Source organism: Corynebacterium kalinowskii (genome assembly GCF_009734385.1).
Lineage (GTDB): Bacteria > Actinomycetota > Actinomycetes > Mycobacteriales > Mycobacteriaceae > Corynebacterium > Corynebacterium kalinowskii.
The window spans coordinates 1,877,572-1,894,977 of sequence record NZ_CP046452.1; the positions used below are offsets into that span (position 1 = coordinate 1,877,572).

Below are 17,406 nucleotides of genomic sequence, written 5' to 3' on the forward strand. Positions count from 1 at the left end.
CTCGTCCTATCGTTCGGGCACCTGGACGCTACCAGGCTGCAGCAAGCTGGCCAATTCACTCGCGTCAGGTAGTTTACCTGGCTCCAGCGGGAAACCTGCCGCGACGTAGTAAAACGCCGCCCGGATCTCCGTCGGATCCACTGTTTCTCCGAGCTCCGCACTGAGTAGTTGCGCCCAAGCGAGTCGATAGACAGCGAGTTGCAGGCTGACATTCCGAAGCTGCTCTCCTGTCGGTGGCTGTCCGGTCTTCCAGTCGACGATCATCCAGCCCCGACGTTGGTCAGCGCCATCGTGGAAGATGGCATCCATTCTGCCTCGGACAACGTGGGAACCGACGGTGATTTCAAACGGTTGTTCCACTCGCGCGGGAGTTTTGTCAGCCCATTCAGAAGCAAGGAACTGCTCCTTGAGTTGCTCCACCGTAGCATCACCCAAGGCTTCTTCCTCAGATCCTGGCAGCTGATCACTCTCCAACAATGCGGAACCACCGAAATGTCGCTCGAGCCATTCATGAAACGCGGTGCCTCGTTTGGCGTAGGAATTCGGTTTGAACGGCACCGGACGCATACTGCGCTTGGCAAAGGCCTCCGGGTTTTCTTTCAGACTGACCAGCTGGGTTGCAGTAAGCTCGCGCAGCACAGGCACATCGATTGCAGCCCTGCCCCGGTTGGCGTGCTCCTCCAACAACGCGTTCACGTCTTCCTCCCATTGGGTGGTGAGTTCGCTTTGCTGCGCGCGCGATACTGGAGGCTCAGTCATCGCTGCCCGGACAGCTTCAGCGGCGGCCTTAACTGCCCCGCGGCGCTCCCCCAGTGCGTTGTATGGAAATGTGGCTGTGACGGCATCTGTTTCATCGCTTCCGGGCACGAGTTCCTCGGCCCACTGCACGACAGACTCTGGCAACGTCTTTTTCCAGGTCAAAAGGTGCGAGTATGGCGCGTTGGCGTACTGGCGTTCCTTCCCGTTGTAGGACGCACTTACCAGCAGAGTTTCCTCACTGCGGGTAACAGCGACATAAAATAAGCGTGCAGACTCGGCTTCGTAGTTAGAGCGGAATTCTCCGATGTGTTCGTCTACAGCGGTACGCAGCTCCTTCAGCGTGTCAAAATCTCCCAGCTCGAAAACGGGTGCACCGGTGAGATCGTCCTCCGATCGGGCGTCGCCACGTAGCGCCGAGGGGATTGCGGTAAACGTGCGCATCCAGGTTTCAGTTGAAGCGCCCTTGGTGCTTTCGTCCAGGTACGTCTTATTGTCGGCATGAATAACGGCAACGTGCTGCCACTCCAACCCCTTGGACTTGTGCACCGTGAGCAACTGCACTCGCTCGGAACGCACCGAAACTTCACCAGGCTCAAATCCGTCTTCCTGGTCTTGAGCAAGCTCGAAGTACTCGAGCAGCCCGCGCAAGGTCGCACCCGGGGTTCGCTCGAAGGCCGCAACTTGCTGAGCGAAGGCGTCTAGATGGGACGTGCCGTGGCTGCCGTCGACCAAGGGATCCTGGCGAGCGAGTACTTCGGTGCGGATCCCCATGACCTCTTCGATATCCGCGTAAAGGTCACTGATACTGCGCCCCACACTGTGCGTTCTGAGGTAACGCAAGGCGGCGGCCAGTTCACTTAGGCGCCGATAGCCCTCAGCGGAGTACTTTTCTGGTTCGCCAAGGTCGGCGATGGCGTCGGTAAGCCCTGCGGTGACGCTGGGGTCCGGGCTGTGAGCATTGTCGATGATCCACTGGAGCTTCTCTCGTGGATCCGTCGGTGCTGCATCCGGGCTATCTGAGGCCCGGCCGGCGAGGTTTCGCACTCGCTTGTGCAGGGCAATGATGTCGTTGGCACCGAGGTTGACAGCGGGCCCTGTCAGGATTCGCAGGGCAGCCGCATTGTCTTGCGGGTTGATGAGCATCGAAGCGATGGCGTTGAGATCAGCGATTTCGGGCATCGACAGCAGCCCGGCCAGGCCGACGATTTCGACAGGTACACCCCGGTCTTGGAGCGCCTCGGCGATGTCAGCGATGTGTTTGCGCTTGCGAACGAGCACCGCGCCGGTGAACTCTTTTTCGCGCGGAGCGTGGAAGATCGCAGCGAAGGTATCCGCGATCCAAGCTATTTCTTCTTGCTTCGTTGCAAACCAACCGATGCGAACATCACCTTTCCCACGCGAGTCAAGGGCATCCAATGGTTGCACCGGTCGCTGAGAAACCGGACGGTCGCGGAAGGCATGATCAGCAATAGCATTGGCGCCAGCCAAGACATCGGAAGGGTTGCGGAATGAGGTGGTGAGCTCGAGTTTTGGCGCAGGAGCCAACACTTCTCCGGATTTGTTCACCTGCGGAAAATCGTTGACAAAGCGCTCTAAGTTTGCTGCCGTGGCGCCACGCCAGCCGTAAATTGACTGCATTGGGTCGCCCACCGCAGTCACAGTGAGGTTGGGATCATGCCCGCCGAAAAGGCTCCGGAGTAAAACCCGCTGGGTATGCGAGGTGTCTTGGTACTCGTCGAGCATGACGACACCGAACTTTGCGCGTTCCCGGGCACCAACCTCTGCATGCGTCGAAGCTAGTTGAGCCGCCAAGGTCATCTGCTGGCCAAACGTGAGCACCTCCAGCTCTTGGAGTCTTTCGCGCAGGATCTTCACCATGGGCAGGAAGTCAAGGCGCTTTTGTTGCGCCGCAATGCTACTTCGATCTTTGTCGTTGTAGGGGGCTGTCTTGCCTTTATCGTTGATGGGATCGTCGTAAAGCCGCAGGAAACTCTCGGATTCCGTGGCAATTTCGTCGAGATCGGCCATGTGATTGTCAATGTCTGCGGACAGCTTAAGCAAATCTTCGGTCACCGACTTGGGTTGAGTGGTGACAGACAATTGACCGCCGTAGTTGAGCACGACATCCCGTGCGATCGTGAAGAGTTCGGTGTCGGTGATCAGGCGCGCGGTCGGCTCCACGGGTAGCAGCAAGCCATACTCAGAAACGAGTCTCCCCGCATAGGAGTCATAGGTAGACACCGTGGGGTTGATGTTCTCCAGCAGACGTAGCAACGCCCCCGTGGGGTCTATGTCACGAGCCGTCGGCGTGAGTGCAAATGTGGCAAGACGCTGCTTGATGCGCTGACGCAGTTCGAGCGCGGCTTTTCTGGTGAAGGTCAGGCCGAGCACACGCTCGGGTTCAATGAAGCCGTTGGCTACCAACCACACGACGCGGTTGGCCATGGTCTCGGTCTTGCCGGCTCCTGCACCAGCAACCACGAGCATCGGTCCGGGAGCTGCACCAATGACCGCGGCTTGTTGCGGGGTCGGTGGAAACTTCTGTCCCTGAGCCTCGGCCAACTTTTCCGGGGAGATCTTGGCATTAAACATCAGTAAGGGCCTTACCTTCGGGGTGAGCTGGGCACATTTTCTTCAACACGCAGTTGCTGCAGGCACTGTTTTCTACGGCCTTGAAAGTAGGGCCAGTCATTGCAGCGACAACACCGGGCAACAGGCTTGCAAACTCATCGAGTTCTTCGGTTGTTTTCGGAGCTTGCGCCCTCGTTGTGACTCCTTTGTTATCTGTTGCCGGGTAAACTAGCACTCCTCCACCAAGCGCCTCTGGATTTGGAGTTTGTCCTCTGCCCTCAACCTTGCCTTCGACAATCTCCCCACCAGCAAGCGCCAATTGATAGGCGAACAGCTGTGGGTGCGCAGAGATCTTTTTGTCTGTGACAGCAGTTTTTCCGGTCTTGAGGTCGATCACCCACAGGTTCCCGTTGTCCTCGCGTTCGAGGCGATCCATGCGGCCGTAGATATCGATGGGAGTGCCGTCGGCAAGCTTGCTGACCTCCACGTCAACGCTGATCTCTGCGCCGACCAATTCAAAGGTTCTCGCGCCCAACCAATCCATTGTGCGTGTGACAGTTCGACGGAAGTCAGCCACCTCGTTGTCGCGTTGCCAAACTGGAAACTCGGTGTTGTCGATGAAAGCGGTGAGTAGAATCTCTTCGATCTCCCCACGGGGAACCCCGGCGGCAAAAGCCTCGGCGCCTGCGTGAATGAGGATGCCCTTGTACAGGTAGAGCGGGCTGTCGTCATCTTCGCCGTAACTACTGAAGACCGTTCGTAGCGGACACACCAGCGCGCTTTCGATCTTGGATGGCGAGAGCCGGACTCGAGGTGCAGGGCGCAACACTGGTTCTTGTTCTGAAGGCGCAGCCAATCCCCACCAGTGGTCAGGATGCGCGCCGTAGACACCGGCCTCGGCCAGGCGCGCCAATTGTCGAGCGGCTTCGGCTCTAGCCTCCGGCGGAGTGGAAGGTTCAGTGAGCGCACGGCGCAGTTCAGCAACGATACTCGGGACCGAAAGCAATCGAGGAAACCGCTGTTGCTCGCCCAGCAACTGGTCGTTGCTGACGTACTCCGCAAATGTCTCCCGCGCTCCGTCATAGCTGACCTGCACATCGGGACTGTTTGATAGCTCCTCGAGGAACCGAGATGGCTCATCTACCTCATCCGAATCGGGAGCAACAACTGCTGTCACCGCCAACACCTCAGTGGCACGCGAGCTTGCCAAGCCGAAAAGTCGGCGTTCTTCAGCTACTTTGTCTGCCGTCTTGGACGTGATGATGTTGGGATCAATACCACGGTCATGCAGCTCAACAAGCTCTTCTTGTCCGAAAAACGAACCGGTTTCTCCAAGTGCGGGCCATACTCCCTCCTGGACACCGTGGACCACCACGACGGGCCATTGTTGGCCGAAGCTTCCATGGGCGGTGAGGACTGAAACGGCGTCCGGTTCAAACCCACGTCTGTCGCGAGTTCCGCTGGGCAAATCTTGGCTAGTAATTGATTCGACGAAGCGTTCCAGGGGTGCGCGTGGGTTGCGTTCCACAAAGTCACCGGCTGTGTCGAAAAGGGCCATCACCGCATCAAGATCGATGTCTGCCTGACTGCCTACTGCTCCGCCGCGCAGCGACGCTGCCATGAGTCTGTCGGACAGCCCGGTCGCGTCCCATACTTCCCAGAGCACGAGCTCGATGGAAGCACCAGATTCCTGCGCAGTACGGCCTGCGGCGATCACGGCGGTCACTCGCTCGAGGATGTCTCGTTCACGTGGGGTGAGGTGGTCCATAAACGAATCCGGAAGCTGTCCTGGGCTCGCGACAGCCTGAGCCAGGACGTCACTCGCGCGCCTTGTCCCGCCAATTTTCATCTCCGCTTGGCGAAGTCCTCGGAGCAATCGTCGTAGCGTGACGGCATCCGCCCCACCGATCGGCCCAAGGAGGAGCTCTTCCAACTCCCGCGCGGACAGTGGCTCTTGCACTGCCTTGAGTGCCAGCAGTAAGCCGGACACCAGGCGTTGTTCGCTGAGTACGAGGGCAGTTGGTTCGAGTGCCACGGGCACCCCTGCAGAAAGCAATGCGCGTCGCACTGTTGCGATGCTCCCGCTCGAGCGGACGATAACAGCCATATCTTTCCAGGCAATGCCGTCAATGAGGTGGGCACGACGCAGTGTGTCTGCGACCACAAGCTTCTCCATCGCCGACGATTCTGCATAATGGATCCGCTGTGCGGGGGCGTGTCGACGCCGATCCAACACCACCTCGTTCCCCGCCGGGAAATTTTTGAGGAAATCTGGCGTAGCTCCACGGAAGTGATACACCGAGTGTTCAGGGTTTCCAGCGATCACAGTGCATTGCGCGGAACTGGCGAACGTGCTGACCAACTCTGCCGACTTGGGATCGAGGTTTTGGGCATCGTCAACAAAGACGGAGTCGACTTTTCCCTGCATATCTGCAAGGAAGTCCGGATCGGCATTCAGGTGACCGAGGGCCGTGACCACGAGCTCGGAGGCATTATAGAGCTGAGCGCCACTGAGCTGGGAGATCTGTTCATACTCCTGCAGAAACCGCCCCGCTGCCACCCACATTGGCCTGCCATGTTCACGCCCCAGTCCGGCAACGTCCTCCGGTCCAAGACCTCGCTCCTGGGCACGCAACAGGAAATCACGCAGTTGCCGGGCAAATCCCACCAAGGTGAGAGCTTCACGAATCTGCTCGGGCCAGTAACTTTCCGGGCTCTCGGCGTGAATGTGGAGCAGTTCTTGGATGATCAGATCTTGATGAGCACCGGTGATGAGACGCGGGGTCTTACCCAATGTGGCATCGTCCTGTGCCTCAGGCTGGCGGAGACGAGCTGAACGCACGAGCGCAAAGGCGAAAGAGTGGACGGAACGTACCATCGGAGACTCAGAGGCGAATCCCACGCTCGGCAGCAGATGAGCGAATTGTCGCCTCAGCAGTGCTGCCGATTCCTTCGACGTTGCAAGCACCAGGAGTTTCGACGGTGAGATGCCTGACTTAATCCGCGCCATGACAGCGTCCACGACAAGCGACGTAATGCCGGAATCTGCAACACCCGTGACACGCCAAGCACCAGGCTTCGGCTCACTCATGGCAGAAATAAGCTTGGCCGCTTCGCCGTCCCACGTGCGATTTTCTCCTGCCGGCGGAGACGCGGAAACCAAGGTGACCTTGAGTTTTTCAGGCGGTGCAAATCGCGACGATGGAACGAAGGAATTCATGCATCTATTGTGACAGAGGCACCGGACACTAGCGCTCTACCACCCCCAACTTTTGGAACATGTGTTCTACCCCTTGATGAGGAGATCCGCGACGCGTTCCAAACGCTCAGTGATGTTCCCCTGCTCAGCGCCACGAAGTGCCGCGACGAAGACTCGATAGAGCAGCGCACGCATGAGCAGCGCCGTGAAATCGGGAACATGCGAGAATCGGTGCATGATGGCGGGGTCAGTGGCGTCGAAAAGCATGCCATCTACCGCAGCCAAGGCCGCGGTGTAACCATGTGGCCGGACCGTTGCCACCAAATCAGTGACCAGTGGCGCTTGACTCCCCGAAAACAGCGTGGTGGTGAGCATATCGGCGTGGCCGACATGAGAAGGTGCAGCGATTTCCGGAATCAGCGCGCTGATGCGAGCCGCGAGAAGCAAAGCAGATTTCAACTCATCATTGGCAATAGCATCACCGTCTAAACCTACGGCCAGCACTGCTGCAGGATCATCGGCCCACGCAGCCTGGTCGGCGACGCGGTAAATCTCCTTTGGTTCCCACGCTGTGGTGACTGGACCGGCGACAAAGTCGGGTGCTGGCAGCTGCGCCAGTGCGTCCGCAAGGCGGAGCCCCGCAAGGACGACTTCGTCGACACGTCCGGAAGCTAGCTCACCGGCACCAAAACTAGTGGCCTTCCAACCTGCGACAATGAAGCGACCGTCTGTCGAGCGCACCGGACGGGCAACGCGTAATCCCTCGACTTGGAGGTGTTCGCGCACCTTGGCAGACCACGCTGCGTTGTCCGGATCCAGCACCGGACTGAGAACCACCTGGCCGATTCGAAACCCGTAGTCCCAGGCGTATCCCATGGGAACCGCATCGCCAGTCTCGGCATGAAAGGCCGCTCGAACATGCTCGGGTACCAACGGTTCACCAGTTGCTGCGCTCATCGATTCTTCCTTTCACACACTGCTACGGTCGCGGAAACGGCCACGGATTAAACTCACACGTCATCTGATCATCCGGATAAGCTTCATTCGGGTCCAACTGGTGCAATTCCGAGTTATTCAAACTCAAGGTCTGCTGCATCATGATCGGCGCTAGCTCACCGCTTTGTGGACACGCTGCGTGGCCAGCAAAGCCCAACGCATGCCCTACCTCATGATTAATCAAGTACTGGCGGTAACTGCCAATATCTCCCTGGGCGGTAATTGCGCCTCGAACCCAACGGGACTCATTCAATACGACGCGCTGCCCATCGGAAGTAAAGCAGCTCGTTTCCATGGCGATATCCTGGCCACACAGCTCATGCGTCGTTCCTACGGAGGTCAGTTGGATGCGCAACGTAGGGTTATCCTCGGCGCGGACGTGCTGGAAAGAAAAGGCAGGATCTTTCGTCCAACTCATGGGGTTAGACAAGGTGGCGTCCACCATTGCCGCAACAGCAGCGTCGCCACCATACGCAGCCGTATCGACGCCGTTTTCTACTTCCACCACGTAGGTCACCGCTTGCTCACGCCCCTCGCCGACTTTCGGGCCAGGGTTTCCAACGATGCGGTATGACTTATCGCCGGCCTCGGTAAAAGCTCCGCCAACAGGCAATTCACCGGTCGGCAAATTGATAGGCTTCGCATCGGCCGGAACTGGACCGTTACCTCTAGAAGGCGTTGCCTCGTTGGCTGATGCCACCGAAGTCCGCGCAGCCTCACCGGTTTCCTGCTCTCCCGTTCCGCGAACAACGTCAACAAAAACCCAGATGGTGATGACCAAAAGTACTGGAATGGCATACGCACGCCACCCGTACTCTCGGGCAAACCTCACCAATGGCGGTTCAGGATGAGCAGTCATAACAGCAGATTAACCGATGAATCCCACCGGACGGGTCGAGGCAGAGCCCAACTCGACATAGGCAATGCGGGAGCCCTTAACCAGGAAAGTGCGGCCACGGTCGTCGTGAAGCTCCAGCATCCCATTGTCCTGAGCGAGTACTTCGCTCACACGCGCCTGCAACTCCTCTTTCGGAGTATCGGTGGAAAAGGCGAGCTCGCGAGGGCTGTCACTAAAACCAATTTTGATGTCCATAACGTCCTTTTCTCTACAGTTTTTCTTACCCAGCGAGACGCTCGAAGCAGCATCGCTGTATCCGGTTCATATTAGTCCGGTCGCCTGGCAAATGGGTGAGCGGGCTGAGCTGGTGTCAAAAGGGCTGTTCATTGACTAGGATCAACAACGTGTCTGCTCAACAACCACCCAGCCCCACGTTTGCTGAGCTCGGCGTCGCGGCGGAAATCTGCCAAGCGCTGAGCGAACGTGGCATTGTCCACACCTTCGCCATCCAAGAGCTCACCCTTCCTATCGCCCTCGATGGCACGGACATCATTGGCCAGGCCCGCACCGGCATGGGCAAGACTCTAGGGTTCGGTGTTCCGCTGCTTGACCGAGTCTTCGATTCGGCAGACATTGCGGAGCTCGATGGCACGCCCCGCGCTTTGGTGGTGACTCCCACCCGTGAGCTGGCAGTTCAGGTGTCCGCAGATCTCGAGCAGGTGGCAAAGTTCACCCCGGTTCGCGTGCTCACTGTCTACGGCGGTCGCCCCTACGAGGAGCAGATTGACGCTTTGCGGGCGGGGGTCGACGTCATTGTCGGAACTCCGGGTCGCCTCATCGATCTCCACAATCAAGGCGCCTTGAAGCTCGACCAGGTGGCCATCTTGGTTCTCGATGAAGCGGACGAGATGCTCGACCTTGGTTTCTTGCCCGCTATCGAAAAGCTGCTGGAGGCGCTGACCCATCAGCACCAAACCATGTTGTTCTCTGCGACGATGCCCGGCCCAATCCTTGGCTTAGCGCGTAGTTTCATGACCAAACCGATCCATATCCGTGCTGAGAGCGCCGGTTCCCAACAGACCCACGCCACGACCAAACAGGTCGTCCTGCAGGCACACCAAATGGACAAGGTAGCAATCATCGTCCGCGCACTTCAATGCGCTGATCGTGGTCGCACCATTATCTTTACCCGCACCAAGCGCAGCGCCGCGGAAGTGGCCAACGATCTCGGTGTAGCCGGCTTCACCGTCGGCGCCGTCCACGGAGATCTCGGACAGGTCGCCCGTGAAGAGTCCCTTCAGGCATTCCGCGACGGAATCATAGATATTCTCGTCGCAACAGATGTCGCAGCACGAGGTATCGATGTTGACGATGTCACCCACGTGATTAATTACCAGACCCCCGATGACCCGATGACCTACGTGCACCGTATTGGCCGTACCGGTCGGGCGGGCCACAGTGGCATCGCCATCACTTTGGTAGGTTACGATGAACTATCGAAATGGCAGGCGATCAACTCTGAGCTCGGCCTCGATATGCCGGAACCGCCACGGCTGTTCTCAACCTCTCCTGAGCTGTACTCCATGCTGGGTATCCCAGAAGACGCGCAGGCGAGCGTTGGCGAATCTCGACGCGTCTTCGGTGGTTTCAGCAGCACGCAGCGACTTCGTGGACCACGTACGGGGTCACGGCACGGCGATTCGAAGCGCGATGAAACCGCAGAGCGAATCACTTCCCCACGACCCCGGCGAAAGGCACGCAAGAGGTGAGCGATCACAATCGTCATCCCCAGGCTTCGACAGGCCCATTGCAACGATCGAAGAAGGACCTCATCGCGGCCACTGTGCTAGCTACCGCTGCCCTGGTCGGTGTGGGAACAGTATGGGCTACCGCGCCGATACGGCATTCGGACCTCGTTCCCCCGGCTGAGACCTACACCAACCCTGGTGCACTTGCTTCCGCCCCTACAGCTCTACACGAGCGCTGGCGCGTATCCAATCCAGCGGTCCCCAGCCTCACCCGGCCACTGATTTCCGAAGGCCTCGTCATCTCAGCTGAAGGTGGCACCGTCGTCGCCCACGATGCCACTACCGGCGAGCCGGTATGGTCCTACGAACGCGACCTCGGTGTCTGCTCACTCGGCGCAGCTTTCGGATCCGTCGTCGTTACGTATCGCAATGCGGCTGGTTGCGGAGATGTCACCCAAATTGATGCCAAAACTGGCACGTACCGCTCTACTCGCAGTGCCCCAAGCCGGGACGAGGTGCTACCGATCTCATCCAATGACCGCGTCGGTATCGTCAATTCAGAACGGGTAGAACTGTGGCGCAGCGACCTCGTTCGCACCGTGGAATACGGCGACAAGGTAGCTAAGCAAGAGGCGAACCTGCAGCCTCACGAGAATTGTGTCATCTCTTCCGCCCTCACCCGCAAAGAACTGCTTGCTGTGGTCGAGAAGTGCCCTGACCAGCCAAACAACTCAATGCTGCGTTTCCAGGCTACGACCCCAGAAGACTCCCGCAAGCCGAAAATTAAAGCCGACGTTGCAATCCCCGGCACAGACTCCCAACTCATCGCCGTCGGCCAAACAGCAGCGGCCGTCTACGTTCCTGGTGCCCCAGCCAAGCTGATCACCTATGACGATCAGGGCAAGGAGAAAGCACGACTCGATGTGAAGAGCAGCCCGCTCATTGCTGATCATGTGGAAAATACGCCGGATCTGGCTTTTTCCCCCGAAACCGCCGATCTCCCCCATCATATGACCTGGTTCGACGGTGAACGCCTTTACCTGCTGAACCCGGCGTCCCTGGCTGCGGAAGTCATTTTTGAAGGAGCACTCGGCACAGGTGTCGCTGTTGGTGACCGCATCATGTTCCCGATTGAGGGCGGAATCGCGGTCGGCAATTGGGCTAACGGCCAAATCGAGTCAACCATCCCCGTCGACCGTGGCGACTACCAAGGACGCGTGGCGCTCACGGTTGCTGGAACGACGGTCGTCGAAAAGCGCGGCGATACCCTGGTGGGCCTGGGCGGCTAACGGTGGTTGGCCGTGGCCCAGGCCAGCGACTTTGAGTTGAATAACAGGCCAAGACCGAGGACCGCAGAAACCGCAGTAATGCCCGCCCACACCGGCTGGCCCGCTGACCACATGTAGTACGCCACCACCAGCAAGAACATCTCCAGCATGGCAACCGGTCCGCGTCCCCAGCGACGTCCGGCATTCATGCTGAGCGCACCCGCCAGCACCGCACCGAAAATGATGATGAAGTAGATCGCTGTTCCGTAGCCGATCAGTCCGGCCCGAGCGTCAGTGTCTGTGACGATGCTTGCATCTCGTTCGCCCACGATTTCGCGATAGATCAATACTGCGGCAAATCCCAGTCCGACCAGCGACTGGATCATGGCCAGGTATCCAGCGTATTTGACGGGAGCGGGCACAGGAGATTTCGTTTTCGTCACAGGCACATCCTAGCTTGCTTGGCTCCCACGGTGGGCACAGACCCACTAAAGTGTCTTGTTATGCGTTGCCTCGTGCTCTCCAATCCGAATTCGACCAGTCTCACTGACAAGGTCTTTCGAAAGGCTCTGGCCCCTTTGCTGGACGTTGCTGACATTCACGCTCGTCCCACGCACTATCAGGGGCATGCTGCGGAAACGGTTCGTGGCCTGACCCGGGATGATTTCGATGCGGTCATCGTTATCGGCGGCGACGGAACAGTCAATGAGGTGGTCAGTGGTCTCATCGGCGATACCCCGGATCCCGAGCGCCAGCCCAAGGTTGGCATCATCCCAACCGGCTCGGCCAATGTGTTTGTCCGCGCACTAGGCTTCCCAAATGACCCGGCGGAGGCGACTGCCCAGCTCGCCGAACTGATGAAAGCAGGCACTTATCGACGCCTCCCGGTCGGCCGCGTCAATGACCGTTGGTTTTGCGTGAACGTAGGTTTCGGTTTCGATGCCGAAATCATCAACACGATGGACCGCCTGCGCGGCCACGGCATTCCGGCCACCCCGTGGAACTACTCCGTTGTCTCTTTCGGAGCTTGGCGAGCACTGCGCCATACTCCGCCGCACATTCACTTCGAGGCTTCCCGCCGAGACGGAGAAGTTGTCACCGGAGATGTTCCTTTCATCATTGTGTCCAATACGAACCCATGGACGTACGCCGGCCCGGTACCGATTGTGACTAACCCTCAGCACAGCATCGAGGACGGCTGTAGCCTGTATGCCTTAAGTGAACTTTCGGACATTGGTGGCATCCGTGCCGTTATGAACGTGGCTCGCTCTTCGCTGACGGGAATGCACGGTTTTCCGGTCGATGCACAGGAAACGCGAGTTGACGATGCTGTCGCAATCACACTCGAGTCTACGAAGCCTTTGAAGTGGCAGGTAGACGGCGAATATGCCGGTATTACTTCCACGCTAAACATCTCCACTGTGCCCAAAGCAATCGATGTAATTTGCCCAAATCCGACAAATATTGAGTGATCTTGGCCACAAAATAGCGTTTAGGTCTAGCCAAGATCGTGCGGACGTGTCATGATTCATCGGTAACAAAAACGACGGGTTGAAAAACTGCAGTCGAACTCTTTGAGTACAACAGGTTAAGCCCTGATGAACACTGCTCCTAACGGAGCCGGCTAGCACCCTAGCCCTTCATCACCGCCACAACCGCCACCCACAACAAGCAAAGGGTGTCCTGGGCATTGCTCCCAGCAGCACTCCTTAGTCTTCGCTGTCCCCGGTGAGCGTTGCACACCAAGAGACTGACCTTTGAACGTATTGTAAGAACTTTTATTAGGAGAAACACCATGGATTGGCGCCACGAAGCAGTATGCCGCGATGAAGACCCAGAGCTCTTCTTCCCAGTAGGCAATTCCGGACCAGCTCTCGCACAGATCGCTGCAGCCAAGATGGTCTGCAACCGCTGCCCAGTCACCTCCCAGTGCCTCGCATGGGCACTCGAGTCCGGCCAGGATGCTGGCGTTTGGGGTGGCATGAGCGAAGACGAGCGTCGCGCCCTGCGTCGCCGCAAGAACCGCGGTCGCGGCCGTACCCGCACCACCGTCTAATTAACAACTTCATCACTCACTCCACTACAGTGAGTGAGACTATTTTCTCTTTCAATTTCGTATAAGGAGGCAGCCATGAGCAAGCGTGGCCGCAAGCGCAAGGACCGTCGTAAGGGCAAAGCTAACCACGGTAAGCGCCCTAACGCATAAGTTCATATATCGCGTCAAAAGAGCACCTGCAGAGTCATTCTTGCAGGTGCTCTTTTGCTACTTATTCCACCGGAAAAGCACTGTTCCCAACACACCAAACACCACCAAAGTTCCAACCACAACCATTGAGGAAATGGTGGGCCACGAATTACCAGCCCACGAGGCCCGCACGAGCTCAGCGAGGTGAAAGACCGGCGAGGCATTCATCACTTTCTCAATTCCAGCAGGCAAAACCGACTTTGGGATAAATGCCCCCGAAGTCAACATGAGCACAATCATCAAAACATTGCCGATGCCCGTTGCCGCTGCGACGCTCGGATAAAGCGATGCCAAGGTGTACCCAATGGCCATCATCGCAAGAAGACCCAGCGCGAAGGCAGCGAGGACTCCAAGCACATGCTTGGGTGCCTCGATGTCGAATACCAGCACGCCTAAAACTAGGGTCAAAGCAGCACCGACGAAGCCCAACAGGAAATTCACCGTAAGGTCAGCTGCCACGAAAGTCCGGGCTCGCAGAGGTGTCACCCGCAGCCGGGCGAGTGCCCCGCTCGCTCGCAGAGCCAAGTGGTTTTGTGGGATGGCCATGACGCCGGTCATCATGATGGCGATCACTGTGAGTCCCGGCAGCATATTGTCAATGAAGCCCCTACCGCCGAATTCTGGATCGGGTTCATTGCCGAAAATCTGGCCGAAAATGATCAGGAGCAATGGCGAAAAGAAGACGAGGAAGAAGAAGCCAATCGGGTCACGGGACATTGAGGCCAACAATGCCTTGGTCAGCTGCGGGTAGCCACGCATTTTCAATGCACCTCCAAAGTTCGACGACCGGTCAGCTCTAAGAACACACTCTCCAGTGTTGCTTTGTGGATGTCCAAACTCCGGATTTCTACCCCTCGAGAATAAAGCTCGGACAAGACCGCAGGCACAAAGTTTCCAACCCCTCGAACACTCAGAGACTCCTGATGTTGCTGTACAGACCGCACGCCGGGCAGTCCAGCCAGAATCCCGGAATCTAGCTCTGATGTTTCTAGGGTCAATTCATCCCCGCCACCATAACGTTCGATAAGTTCGGAAACCGGCCCCTCGGCGATGATCTTCCCGTTATCGATGATGGCGATGGTGTCACACAGCGCTGCTGCTTCTTCCATCGAGTGCGTGGTGAGCACAATCGTGCGCTGTTGCTCGCGGAGACCCCGCAGAATGTCCCAGATCTTTAGACGCGATTGGGGATCTACAGCGGAGGTAAGTTCATCAAAGAACAAAAGTTCTGCATCGTTGAGCAAGGCGAGCGCAATGAACACTCGCTGTCGCTGCCCGCCTGAAAGCTTATCGATCCACGCGTTGGCCTTACCCGACAAACCAACCATCTCAAGCAGCTCAGTCGGATCTCGATGCGAAGGGTAAAAGGCCGCAAAGGTCCGGAGCGCTTCGATCACTTTGAGCCGGGGGATCACTGCGGCTTCCTGCAGCTGAGAGCCGATACGCAGCGTCAACTCATTTCGCTGCTTTATCGGATCCAACCCTAGAACCTCAACCCGGCCCGAGGTGGGAGCGTCTATCCCCTGGAGCTGATTGAGAAGGGTCGTTTTCCCCGAGCCATTCGGGCCAATGAGGCCGAAAATCTGGTGCGACTCGACAGTGAGATTTACACCGTCTAACGCTGGGAAATCTCCATAAAGGCGGTGCACATTCTCACACCTGACCGCTTTCACATCGCACTCCTCTACTGTGGAATCCTACTTCCAGTGTAGACAGTGCAAAGTGGCAGGGGCCAGGACAAACGCTACCCTCGTTCTAGGCGGATGGACACCGAAATTCGCCGCCGCAGCGTAACCGGTGCTGACTCTGCGCACGAGCGACGAAGGATAGCCCTAATTTCTTCCTCCACGCCAAGCTTTTCAAAGCAATGCGGGCAGGAGGCAATCTTGGCGCGAAGCTTCTCCTGCGCGGCCGGGGTGCACTCGCCGTCGAGAAGCTCGCTGAGGAGAAGAACCGCATCTGTACAGCTGCAGTCGCAAGGCTTGCTTGTCATTTCTCTTCCTTCGCTCCGATTCCGTAACTGATCGCTACTTCCTTTAACACTTTTCGCAGCTGTTTTCTTCCACGGTGCAACCGAGACATCACTGTGCCGATGGGCACATCCAGGATTTCCGCCACCTCTTTGTACGCAAGGCCCTCGATGTCCACGTAGTAGACGACCATGCGGTATTCCTCACTGAGGTCGTTCAGTGCAGCGACGATGTCGTTATCCGGCAAGGTTTTCAATGCTTCTACCTCGGCAGAGTCCAAACCGGTGGACAGGTGCGATGAGGTGGAATACAGCTGGTAATCCGTGATTTCCTCCGTGGGTAACTGAGCTGGCTCACGCTGAGCCTTACGGTAGGAATTGATGTACGTATTGGTCATAATCCGGTACAGCCAGGCCTTGAGGTTCGTGCCTTCTTTGAAGCTATCGAAAGATTTGAAGGCCTTCATGTAGGTTTCCTGGACCAAGTCCTCCGCATCTGCGGGGTTTCGGGTCAGGCGAAGGGCTCCGCCGTAGAGTTGGTCGAGAAGCGGGAGCGCGTCCGCTTCAAATCTCGCGACCAGCGCGGGGTCATTCATCGCGGTTGCAGGCCTTTCTTTTTTCGCAGCTAAGCTTTCGTCTATTCTAGGCGCATTGAGAAAGTGAGAGAGACGTGGCTAGGAAGAAGCAAGCTGGAACAGCAGCGCTCGTCGCCTTAGAAAAGACGGGACTCAGCTATACGTTGCATACTTTTGAGGTAACTGGAACGCATTATGGTGAGGAAGCAGCCGGGGCGCTGCAAGCTGCCAAAGAGCGGGTCTTCAAGACGCTAGTGGTTGATCTGACCGCAGGAAAAGGTCCCCGGCGCGAACTAGCGGTGTGTTGCCTGCCCGTGTCGCATGAGCTGAGCCTGAAGAAGGCAGCCAAGGCGCACGGCGTGTCGAAGGTGACTATGGCCGACCCCAAGCTTGCCGAGCGCAGTAGCGGCTACGTAGTGGGAGGCATCTCCCCCATCGGGCAAAAGAACCCCCTGCCCACGGTCATCGACCACAGCGCCACGAACTGGGACACGATTTTCGTCTCCGGCGGGCGACGCGGGCTCGACATCGAACTCAGCGCACAGGCACTCCAACAGGCAACAAACGCCCAGCTAGCTGACCTGGTCGCTGATTAACTCCGGGTAGTCATTGCGGACGTTGCCCACAGCGGGGTCCGCGGGCGAAGTCACCAACGAGGACACCAGGTGGGCTGGGCTCGGGTGCAGCAGATCCGTCGCTCCGGTAAGCCACGGCGCCACTTCTTCCCTGGTGAGGAACCGTGGCAGCCGATGGTGCAGCCAGTCAAGCGGGGCGACGGAATCAGTGGTCACCATCGTGGCCGACAGCTGATCCAAGCCCGTGGCCCACAGCCCGGCTGCCCACAGCATTCCCCCGTCCGCAGGACGCACAAAGTAGGGCTTCTTTTCGTGCCACTCGTAGTAGCCATCGAGCGGGATCACGCAGCGTCCCCGCTTGTAGGCATCGCGGAACGAGGGCTTTTCCGCGATGGTTTCCGCTCGCGCATTAAAGAGCGGTGCCCCGGTCAGGTCCTTTTTCCAATGCGGCAGCAGCCCCCAGCGCGCGGGTTCCAGCAAGGTTTCCTCCGCCAAGAACCGCACGATCGGAATGACGTTCGTGGGTGCGATGTTGTAGCGGGGTGGCGGAGCCCCGTGGGGTGCCCGGGTGGGGCGGGTTGGGTCGTCGATAAGCTCTGCGGTGGCTCGCAGCAGAGACTCACCTGTTGTAAAGAGAACAAAGCGTCCGCACATACCACCTAT

17 protein-coding genes are annotated in these 17,406 nt (G+C 58.0%); 6 read left to right on the forward strand and 11 right to left on the reverse strand.

Annotated features, from left to right (window positions below):
• Positions 1 to 6: 6 nt before the first annotated feature.
• The 5 genes from CKALI_RS08925 to CKALI_RS08945 all read right to left on the reverse strand — a co-directional run bounded on the left by CKALI_RS08925 (position 7) and on the right by CKALI_RS08945 (position 8,618).
• Entirely contained in the window at positions 7 to 3,351 is a 3,345-nt protein-coding gene (locus CKALI_RS08925; RefSeq protein ID WP_156193020.1) for a UvrD-helicase domain-containing protein, read from the reverse strand.
• A complete protein-coding gene (locus CKALI_RS08930; RefSeq protein ID WP_156193021.1) occupies positions 3,344 to 6,550 on the reverse strand; it encodes an ATP-dependent helicase in 3,207 nt (1,068 codons plus the stop codon). The genes CKALI_RS08925 and CKALI_RS08930 overlap by 8 nt, the downstream gene beginning before the upstream one ends.
• A 66-nt stretch (positions 6,551 to 6,616) precedes the next feature.
• A complete protein-coding gene (locus CKALI_RS08935) occupies positions 6,617 to 7,486 on the reverse strand; it encodes a TIGR02569 family protein (protein WP_156193022.1) in 870 nt (289 codons plus the stop codon).
• Between the two features lie 22 nt (positions 7,487 to 7,508).
• The gene (locus CKALI_RS08940) at positions 7,509 to 8,360 is read right to left on the reverse strand and encodes a DUF3152 domain-containing protein (protein ID WP_407643770.1); all 852 of its coding nucleotides are present in this window, start codon (positions 8,358 to 8,360) and stop codon (positions 7,509 to 7,511) included.
• Between the two features lie 33 nt (positions 8,361 to 8,393).
• Positions 8,394 to 8,618, reverse strand: coding sequence for a DUF3107 domain-containing protein (locus CKALI_RS08945; RefSeq protein WP_156193024.1), 225 nt, complete (start codon positions 8,616 to 8,618; stop codon positions 8,394 to 8,396).
• 149 nt (positions 8,619 to 8,767) lie between these two features.
• On the opposite strand from CKALI_RS08945, the gene CKALI_RS08950 reads away from it, so the two are divergent.
• Both CKALI_RS08950 and CKALI_RS08955 read left to right on the forward strand, forming a co-directional pair.
• Positions 8,768 to 10,132, forward strand: coding sequence for a DEAD/DEAH box helicase (locus CKALI_RS08950; RefSeq protein WP_156193025.1), 1,365 nt, complete (start codon positions 8,768 to 8,770; stop codon positions 10,130 to 10,132).
• On the forward strand, positions 10,129 to 11,400 hold the full coding sequence (locus CKALI_RS08955; RefSeq protein ID WP_156193026.1) for an Rv3212 family protein: 1,272 nt from the start codon (positions 10,129 to 10,131) through the stop codon (positions 11,398 to 11,400). Before CKALI_RS08950 ends, CKALI_RS08955 begins: the two co-directional genes overlap by 4 nt.
• Here the strand turns inward: CKALI_RS08955 and CKALI_RS08960 are convergent.
• Positions 11,397 to 11,822: a hypothetical protein gene (locus tag CKALI_RS08960; protein WP_407643748.1), complete on the reverse strand. Its 426-nt coding sequence runs from the start codon at positions 11,820 to 11,822 to the stop codon at positions 11,397 to 11,399. The genes CKALI_RS08955 and CKALI_RS08960 overlap by 4 nt on opposite strands.
• Positions 11,823 to 11,882: 60 nt before the next feature.
• On the opposite strand from CKALI_RS08960, the gene CKALI_RS08965 reads away from it, so the two are divergent.
• The 3 genes from CKALI_RS08965 (at position 11,883) to CKALI_RS12370 (ending at position 13,585) form a co-directional block, all read left to right on the forward strand.
• Positions 11,883 to 12,851, forward strand: coding sequence for a diacylglycerol/lipid kinase family protein (locus tag CKALI_RS08965; protein ID WP_156193027.1), 969 nt, complete (start codon positions 11,883 to 11,885; stop codon positions 12,849 to 12,851).
• 323 nt (positions 12,852 to 13,174) lie between these two features.
• Positions 13,175 to 13,435: a WhiB family transcriptional regulator gene (locus CKALI_RS08970; RefSeq protein ID WP_156193028.1), complete on the forward strand. Its 261-nt coding sequence runs from the start codon at positions 13,175 to 13,177 to the stop codon at positions 13,433 to 13,435.
• Positions 13,436 to 13,510: 75 nt separating this feature from the next.
• The gene (locus CKALI_RS12370) at positions 13,511 to 13,585 is read left to right on the forward strand and encodes a 50S ribosomal protein bL37 (RefSeq protein ID WP_106015642.1); all 75 of its coding nucleotides are present in this window, start codon (positions 13,511 to 13,513) and stop codon (positions 13,583 to 13,585) included.
• Between the two features lie 57 nt (positions 13,586 to 13,642).
• Here the strand turns inward: CKALI_RS12370 and CKALI_RS08980 are convergent, their stop codons facing one another.
• The 4 genes from CKALI_RS08980 to CKALI_RS08995 all read right to left on the reverse strand — a co-directional run bounded on the left by CKALI_RS08980 (position 13,643) and on the right by CKALI_RS08995 (position 16,189).
• Positions 13,643 to 14,383, reverse strand: a complete 741-nt coding sequence (locus tag CKALI_RS08980; RefSeq protein ID WP_156193029.1) for an ABC transporter permease — start codon at positions 14,381 to 14,383, stop codon at positions 13,643 to 13,645.
• A 2-nt stretch (positions 14,384 to 14,385) separates the two neighbouring features.
• On the reverse strand, positions 14,386 to 15,273 hold the full coding sequence (locus CKALI_RS08985; protein WP_231580450.1) for an ABC transporter ATP-binding protein: 888 nt from the start codon (positions 15,271 to 15,273) through the stop codon (positions 14,386 to 14,388).
• A 95-nt stretch (positions 15,274 to 15,368) separates the two neighbouring features.
• Complete coding sequence (rsrA, locus tag CKALI_RS08990; protein ID WP_156193031.1) at positions 15,369 to 15,617, reverse strand: mycothiol system anti-sigma-R factor; 249 nt, start codon at positions 15,615 to 15,617, stop codon at positions 15,369 to 15,371.
• The gene (locus tag CKALI_RS08995) at positions 15,614 to 16,189 is read right to left on the reverse strand and encodes a sigma-70 family RNA polymerase sigma factor (protein WP_156193032.1); all 576 of its coding nucleotides are present in this window, start codon (positions 16,187 to 16,189) and stop codon (positions 15,614 to 15,616) included. Before CKALI_RS08995 ends, rsrA begins: the two co-directional genes overlap by 4 nt.
• A 74-nt stretch (positions 16,190 to 16,263) precedes the next feature.
• Between CKALI_RS08995 and ybaK the strand changes: the two genes are divergently transcribed.
• Positions 16,264 to 16,764, forward strand: coding sequence for a Cys-tRNA(Pro) deacylase (gene ybaK / locus CKALI_RS09000; protein ID WP_156193033.1), 501 nt, complete (start codon positions 16,264 to 16,266; stop codon positions 16,762 to 16,764).
• Here ybaK and CKALI_RS09005 read toward each other — a convergent pair.
• Complete coding sequence (locus CKALI_RS09005; protein ID WP_156193034.1) at positions 16,741 to 17,397, reverse strand: SOS response-associated peptidase; 657 nt, start codon at positions 17,395 to 17,397, stop codon at positions 16,741 to 16,743. The genes ybaK and CKALI_RS09005 overlap by 24 nt on opposite strands.
• Positions 17,398 to 17,406: the final 9 nt, after the last annotated feature.